The sequence below is a fragment of the Pasteurella testudinis DSM 23072 genome (assembly GCF_900176075.1).
GTDB lineage: Bacteria > Pseudomonadota > Gammaproteobacteria > Enterobacterales > Pasteurellaceae > Chelonobacter > Chelonobacter testudinis.
The window spans coordinates 37,757-44,304 of record NZ_FWWV01000011.1 but is presented as its reverse complement, the minus strand read 5'-3'; the positions used below and the strand labels follow the sequence as shown (position 1 = coordinate 44,304).

At 41.8% G+C, this 6,548-nt stretch carries 6 protein-coding genes and 1 pseudogene; 4 read left to right on the top strand and 3 right to left on the bottom strand.

Annotated elements, in window-relative coordinates:
* Positions 1 to 111: pseudogene (locus B8880_RS05830) on the bottom strand (IS200/IS605 family transposase); the annotation flags it as partial.
* A 298-nt stretch (positions 112 to 409) separates the two neighbouring features.
* On the opposite strand from B8880_RS05830, the gene B8880_RS05825 reads away from it, so the two are divergent.
* Genes B8880_RS05825 through B8880_RS05815 form a run of 4 tightly spaced genes read left to right on the top strand, consistent with a single transcriptional unit; the run spans position 410 to position 4,018 of the window.
* Positions 410 to 1,831, top strand: coding sequence for a host cell division inhibitor Icd-like protein (locus B8880_RS05825; RefSeq protein WP_159460726.1), 1,422 nt, complete (start codon positions 410 to 412; stop codon positions 1,829 to 1,831).
* Positions 1,824 to 2,042 (top strand): hypothetical protein, encoded by a 219-nt coding sequence (locus B8880_RS05820; RefSeq protein WP_084256686.1) that lies wholly within the window; start codon positions 1,824 to 1,826, stop codon positions 2,040 to 2,042. Before B8880_RS05825 ends, B8880_RS05820 begins: the two co-directional genes overlap by 8 nt.
* Positions 2,035 to 2,187, top strand: a complete 153-nt coding sequence (locus tag B8880_RS14385) for a hypothetical protein (RefSeq protein WP_159460725.1) — start codon at positions 2,035 to 2,037, stop codon at positions 2,185 to 2,187. The genes B8880_RS05820 and B8880_RS14385 overlap by 8 nt, the downstream gene beginning before the upstream one ends.
* Before the next feature lie 40 nt (positions 2,188 to 2,227).
* A complete protein-coding gene (locus B8880_RS05815; RefSeq protein WP_159460724.1) occupies positions 2,228 to 4,018 on the top strand; it encodes a DNA primase family protein in 1,791 nt (596 codons plus the stop codon).
* 423 nt (positions 4,019 to 4,441) lie between these two features.
* On the opposite strand, the gene metF is transcribed toward B8880_RS05815, so the two are convergent.
* The gene (gene metF, locus B8880_RS05810) at positions 4,442 to 5,332 is read right to left on the bottom strand and encodes a methylenetetrahydrofolate reductase (RefSeq protein WP_084256684.1); all 891 of its coding nucleotides are present in this window, start codon (positions 5,330 to 5,332) and stop codon (positions 4,442 to 4,444) included.
* 123 nt (positions 5,333 to 5,455) lie between these two features.
* Positions 5,456 to 6,529: an AI-2E family transporter gene (locus B8880_RS05805; RefSeq protein ID WP_084256683.1), complete on the bottom strand. Its 1,074-nt coding sequence runs from the start codon at positions 6,527 to 6,529 to the stop codon at positions 5,456 to 5,458.
* Positions 6,530 to 6,548 lie beyond the last annotated feature (19 nt).

Below are 6,548 nucleotides of genomic sequence, written 5' to 3'. Positions count from 1 at the left end.
TAATTTCCCATAAATCGCTTTTCGTCTGAATTTAGGGGTAAAGACTATGTGATACTTACAGTTCCATCTTGTGTGTGATAAACTCGAATCGTCATTGGATTTATTTGCCATTGGCATATCCTCCTATATTTTGAATTTTGGTTATCAGCCTTATTCATTATATCGGAGGATTTTTTCTTTTCATCGCTTAAGCTCTTTGATTCCATACGCATAGCGTATGGTTTTTATAGGCAGTCTTCGTCTGCCTATAATAAAAAAGGCTGGAATCATTCCAGCCTAATCTAGATGACTATAAGCATATGCCTAAACTTATAATCATATTCACAACTACGAGCAAGATCACAGTAACGCACTCAGTACCCTACTGATACTTAAACCCACATTTAGAAAAATTTAGAGAAAACCAAACATGAATTTAAGTCATAAATATTTTAATCAATATGAAAATTATTGCAATAGTTTTCTTTTGGTGGGGGTGTCCAAATTTGGGCATACTCCCTTGAGCCGTTGGAATCTCCTGAAATATCAGGAAATCACTGTACAGAGCCGAATTTTCGGCTTTGCTTTAAAATCAACCCCTTACCCTTTCGGCTCAATGCCGCGCGCGGAGAGTTCTTTGCGCAAAATTCGTTTAATCCACGTTGCTAAAGCGGTATCGCCATCACTTTTAGCTTGTTCTTCCAATTGCTGGCGAAATTCATCAGTAAGCCGTATTTGGTACTGTTGTGATTTATTTTCTTTTTTGGTTGACATTGTAATTACTCCGAATTATGATGATATTCAATGTAATTACAGTATAACGATAATTGCTAAAACAAACAAGGCTCCGATAGTGTTCTCAGCACTAAAAGAGCCTCTAACCAACCATCTTACCGAGGATAAGACTATGGCTAAGCCAAATTATACCCGAAAAACCATTAGCGCCCAAACGTTGGCGGCAGTATCAGCCAACGGCGGACACCCTACCAATATTCAAAAACGTGACCCAAATCACTTTACAACCCACCGCACTTTAGGGTATTTTGTTCCCGCAGTCGCAAAATCGGCTGCCGAGCCTGAGAACTCGAATAGATACAAGGCGCATGACACGCCTAATAATGCGTGTTTTTTTATGCGTGAAAGTCGCACACCCAAAATAGATCCGTCTTGTGATTTATTCTCTATGGTAGCGTGCGATGGGAAAGGTTTCGCCCTTTGCTGCTTTCCTTGTGTCGCAGTTTCTCAGCCCGTCGCACGTTACCGCCCAAGCCTGAGAACTTCAGCGGTAACTTCTAAATTTACACAAGGAGTTACAGCCATGATCTATTTATTTATCGGTATTAATCGCACCGACACCACAAATCAACTTCACCGTTTACGCCTATCCGCCACCAGTGAACAGCAGGCACGCGCCAAATTAGCCCGTGATTATGTCTTGTTCTTCGCCGGACAGATTAACCCAAACCGCACTTTAACCGCTGGTGGATTGACAGCCGCCAAGAATGCCGTTAGTATTTCCAGCACTACAACTACACACGGCGGAAACCGCAGCCGTAACTCATGCGGTATTTTTTTACCTCAAATTCATTTCAATGAGGCGTTAAGCCTATCTGAAAATACCGAATTTGCGGTAAGGGAGACACGTCGAAATAAGGCGGATTTTATCCGCACGAATAAGGCGGGCAACCTACCGTTAGTAGTTGTAGTTGATCCCTTATCGCACCCCACTAAGGGCGGTAAGTCTTTACTAAAAAAACTAACGGAAAAAACCATCATGAAAACCCAACCAAACACCGCCACACATGCGCCTATTGCCCTTTCTGCTGACGTTCAGGGGGTGGTTTATGCGTAATATCACATTTGACTGGAATGAATTTGACGATTTAACCATAGCGCTAAATCAAATTACCGCTTTGCTGAATTTAGCGGCTTTAGGATTATCAGTAGAATATCCATTTCAAGCCAACGCCATTTCAGCTATTGAAAATTCCCTGAATCGTGTTTGTGAAGAGTTATACCAAAAACAACAGGGCGCAATGCGTGTGGGGGTACAACATGGCTAATATCTCATTCGATAAACAAGACTGGATTAACCAGAACTTAACACAGGCAAAAGCGATCACCGTGTTACTTCAAGACTATCATCAACAATGCGGCGATTACGTTTGTCTTGCTGATCATTTGATTTGTGATGTGTTTGGACGGTAGAAACGCTAATCAGCAACGCACAAAAAGGAATGGAGGGGTGATGTCTAACTTAACTAAGGCGCGGTATTTCAATTCACAAGATCGAAATTACCGAGATGAATTAATTGTTATTGCCGGGGGGCTGGCTTATGCCAAGCCCTCACGGGAAAAGATTTCACAATGGCGGAAACTGTCTAAAGATGATATTCCCGTCCTTGTCGGTACTAGGGAATTAAAGAAACTGCCGAATGTGGCAATTGTACCGGAAGATCAAGAGATCGCCTCGATTCATCAAGCAGGCACATTAGAGGCTAGTGAGATTGAGGGGATCATTGCCAGTATTGCGAAGCATAGCAAAGTCAAAACCCTGAACTTTTATGATTCAGCACTCCAACGGCAAGATTTAAGCGAAAAACTGGCTAAAGTGCGAGCTGGTGAAGACGATGTAAATAAGCAGGTGGTTGAATCGCTTCTTGATACTGAAATTGATCTTCATCATGCCAGCGATGACGACAAAGTTAAAGCGTTCCTAGGGTGGCATGATTCCCCGCTAAGACGTGACATTACCCTAGGAAAAACTTACCAATACACGGGCGCAGTATGGGAAGAAGTTGCCCAAGAGCGGTTAGAGCGCAAAACCTTGTCTTTTTACCGTGAAAACAAATCAGACTATAAGATCAACACGCTACGAAAATTAGCGGAATTGATTACGTTAAGCATTGATGAAATGCCGATAGAAAGCATGGATTATATCGGCTTCACGAATGGCGCACTGAATAAAAAGACTGGTGAATTCATCGCGCACAATCCTGATTTGGGATTGCGTATGATTGATAATTTCCCTTGTAATATCACCAGCAAGGCAACACCGCACTTTAATGACTGGTTAAATTTTGCCACCAGCGGCAGCCAAGAAAAGAAATCCGCTATTTTAGCTGGCTTGTACATGATTCTAACCAATCAACACCACTGGGGGCTATTTCTTGAAGTAACCGGCGTTGGTGGTGCCGGGAAATCATTGCTAGGGGAAATTGCCGCCACGTTAAGCGGCCGCGGTAACAGCGTGATCATGGCAATCAAAGATTTTGACAAGCCTGAAACACGATCGTTATTTATCGGAAAGTCTTTTGCGTACTCACCCGATCAAAAAGACTATAGCGGCAGCGCAGACGGTTTAAAAGCGTTCACCGGCGGCGATGTGATGACGGTTAAATTGTTGTATAAAGATCCGTTTGATTATAAACCAACGGCTAACTATATGATGATCACCAATAACCCGATTTTATTCACTGACAGAAACGGCGGTATCGCACGCCGCCGAGTGATTATTTTCTTTGATAAGCCAATTCCCGAAAGTAAAAAAGATGTGAATTTTATAGATAAAATCAAAGGTGAAATTTATGGCATTGTTCACTTGCTACTAAACCGTTTTCAGGATAACCCGGAAGAAGCCCGCAAGATATTAGAAGCGTTTCGAAGCCATTCGGACGGACTTAATATCAAGCAGAAAGCTAATCATTTGATTGATTTTGCCTCAGCCTTTAAGGTGGTGCCGGTAAATGAAAATGATACACCAAGAGACAAGAACGCCAAAATCAGCGGACTTTATTGGGGCAGTGGCACCAGCAAACGCAACGCCGACACCGCACTTTATCAAGCTTATCTGAAATATTGCGATTGTCAGAATTATAGCCAGCGCTTAAGCCTGTTATCATTCAAGCAAGCACTGCCTGACGCATTGAAAGAAGCCGGGCAAAAAGCCACGCTAGAAGAGCGCAAAAAAGACAATGCGCAGCTCACTAATATTTACTGGAAAGACCGCCACGCCACGTTTGAGGAGTGGGAGGGATAACATAACCAACGATACAGAAAGGGCGTAACCGCCCTTTTTTGTTGCCGTAAAAAAGTAGTAGCTGTTTTCAAAACAAAAACGAGGTACTTTTCATCTAATCAGTCAACTACTGACAACAAAAACATTTAATATCAATAAGTTAAAATCATATCGATCTAAAATAGTAGATAAGTAGCTAACCCCCCACAAAAATTTTATTTTTTTATTTCGATTTTTTATTTTTCTGTGATTTTTATTTTTAGTAATACAGTTAGTAATACGATCAAAAACTGAATTGATGACCCCCCCAATATTGAAGCGGTTTGCAGCGATCAATTCAGATGTCGCCAGCAACAAAAAACCTCGATAATGGAATTTATTATCGAGGTTTTTTATTGCGGTTTTATTGCGGTGTAGTAATTTCCAATCTGTCGCAAAATGGCATTATTCGGCGATATTTGGCCGCACGCCTAATGTATGGCAGATCGCATAAGTCAATTCAGAACGGTTAAGAGTATAGAAATGGAAATCTTTTACCCCTTCTCTGGACAAAATTTTAACCATATCCATTGCTATGCTGGCGCCGACCAAATTTCGCGTAGTTTGATCATTTTCCAGACCGTCATACATTTTTACCATCCAGCTCGGAATTTTAACGTTGGTGATGGTCGCCATTTTTTGCAGCTGCTTGAAATTGGATACCGGTAAAATGCCCGGCACAATTTCCACATCAATCCCTACCGCCGCGCAGCGATCACGAAAACGCAAATAACTGTCGATATCAAAGAAAAATTGGGTGATTGCACGGCTGGCTCCAGCCTCAATTTTACGTTTCAAATGAAGCAAATCGGACTGGGCTGATTTGGCTTCCGGATGAACTTCAGGGTAGGCGGCAACAGAAATATCAAAATCCGCAACGCTGCGCAGCAATTCCACCAGATCAGAAGCATAAAACGGTTTTTTAACATAGCCCTGCGGTTCATCACCACGCAAGGCAACGATATTTCGAATACCGCTCTGCCAATAATCTTTCGCGATGACTTTCAACTCTTCCGGTGTCGCGTCAATTCCGGTCAAGTGCGGTGCGGCTTCTAAGCCGGTTTGTTGTTTAATCGCTTTGACAATACTGTGCGTGCGCTCACGTTCACCGGAGTTTGCGCCGTAAGTGACGGAAACAAATTTAGGTTTTAGATCTTTTAAGCGTTCGATGGAATCCCAAAGCAAGGTTTCCATTGTTTGATTTTTCGGTGGAAAAAACTCGAACGATACATTTAAATTTCCGCTTAAATCTGCCACACTTTGGTTTAGGGCATCAATCTCTTTTGCGTAACTCATACTGACCTCATTGTCAAACTGGATGTTTAGACGTCTAAATTAGTCAGTATTGCTACTATAGTCAAATCCGTTATTTTCACATTTAATATGAATTAAATTCATACCGCACTTTTATCCCTGCGGTTATTTTTCAGCACTCCCTAATAAGTATGCCAGCCGTTCGGTCGCCGGACTGGCTTCCAACGCGATCTTGGTCGCCATGGTCAAAGGAACGGAAAGAAACATGCCGACGGTTCCCAGTAACCAGCCCCAGAAAATAAGCGAAATAAATACGACCAAGGTTGATAGTCCCAAATGTTTCCCCATTACTCGCGGCTCTACAATATTACCGAATACCGTATTGACCAGAAAATAAGCCACAATAACGCCTACGCCTTCCGCAAAACCGTTTAAAAGAAACGCCTGTATAACTACCGGAACCGCGGCAATGATAGAACCGATATTCGGGATATAATTTAGCATGAAAGCCACGCTAGCCCATAAAACGGCATATTGAATATTTAATAATTTCAATACAATATAAATTGAAGCACCGGTAAAAATGCTCACCAATGTTTTGATTGACAAATAACGAATCACACTGTCGATAACCCGATAAATCTCGCTTTTTAGCTGAATTTGTTCGCCTTGAGGTTGCTCGCTGACTAAATAAGTCAATTTTTTTTTGGCTAATGGAATTTCAAGCAACATAAAAACCACGATCAAAAATAAAATAAAAATATTACTCAACATTCCCGACAGCTGGCCTAACATATTGCTCATAAAGTTCATTAACGTATTGGGATCCAAACTTTCCAAGATTTTCTTTTGCGGCAATAACAGCGAAATATTATATTGGTCAGCCAGTTTGGTTAACCAGACCACTTTTTCTGACAATAAAACTTTATATTGCGGCATAGAAGCGGTAAATTCACTGACTGAAGCTCCGACCAATGTCGCGAATACACTAAAAAGGGTAAAGATAAAACAGAGCAATAATGTGATCGCTAACCATTGCGGAATTCGATATTGCATCATCTTACCGACGAGAGGTGAGCAAACAATTGCAATAAACAACGCCAAGAGTAACGGCGTCAGTATCTCGCCTGCTGCTTTAACACCGGCTAAAATGATAATAAGGCAGGCACTGATCACCACCAGATCGCGCAGTATACTCTCTTTGAATGTCGCTTTTGGTAACGTCTTTTGGGGCTTCATCTCATCGTATCCTTGTCAT

Excerpts from the sequence above, each read along its gene's own strand:
- metF (WP_084256684.1), bottom strand. The coding sequence starts at position 5,332 with ATGAGTTACGCAAAAGAGATTGATGCCCTAAACCAAAGTGTGGCAGAT.
- B8880_RS05805 (WP_084256683.1), bottom strand. The coding sequence starts at position 6,529 with ATGAAGCCCCAAAAGACGTTACCAAAAGCGACATTCAAAGAGAGTATA.
- B8880_RS14385 (WP_159460725.1), top strand. The coding sequence starts at position 2,035 with ATGGCTAATATCTCATTCGATAAACAAGACTGGATTAACCAGAACTTA.
- B8880_RS05815 (WP_159460724.1), top strand. The coding sequence starts at position 2,228 with ATGTCTAACTTAACTAAGGCGCGGTATTTCAATTCACAAGATCGAAAT.
- B8880_RS05825 (WP_159460726.1), top strand. The coding sequence starts at position 410 with ATGAATTTAAGTCATAAATATTTTAATCAATATGAAAATTATTGCAAT.
- B8880_RS05820 (WP_084256686.1), top strand. The coding sequence starts at position 1,824 with ATGCGTAATATCACATTTGACTGGAATGAATTTGACGATTTAACCATA.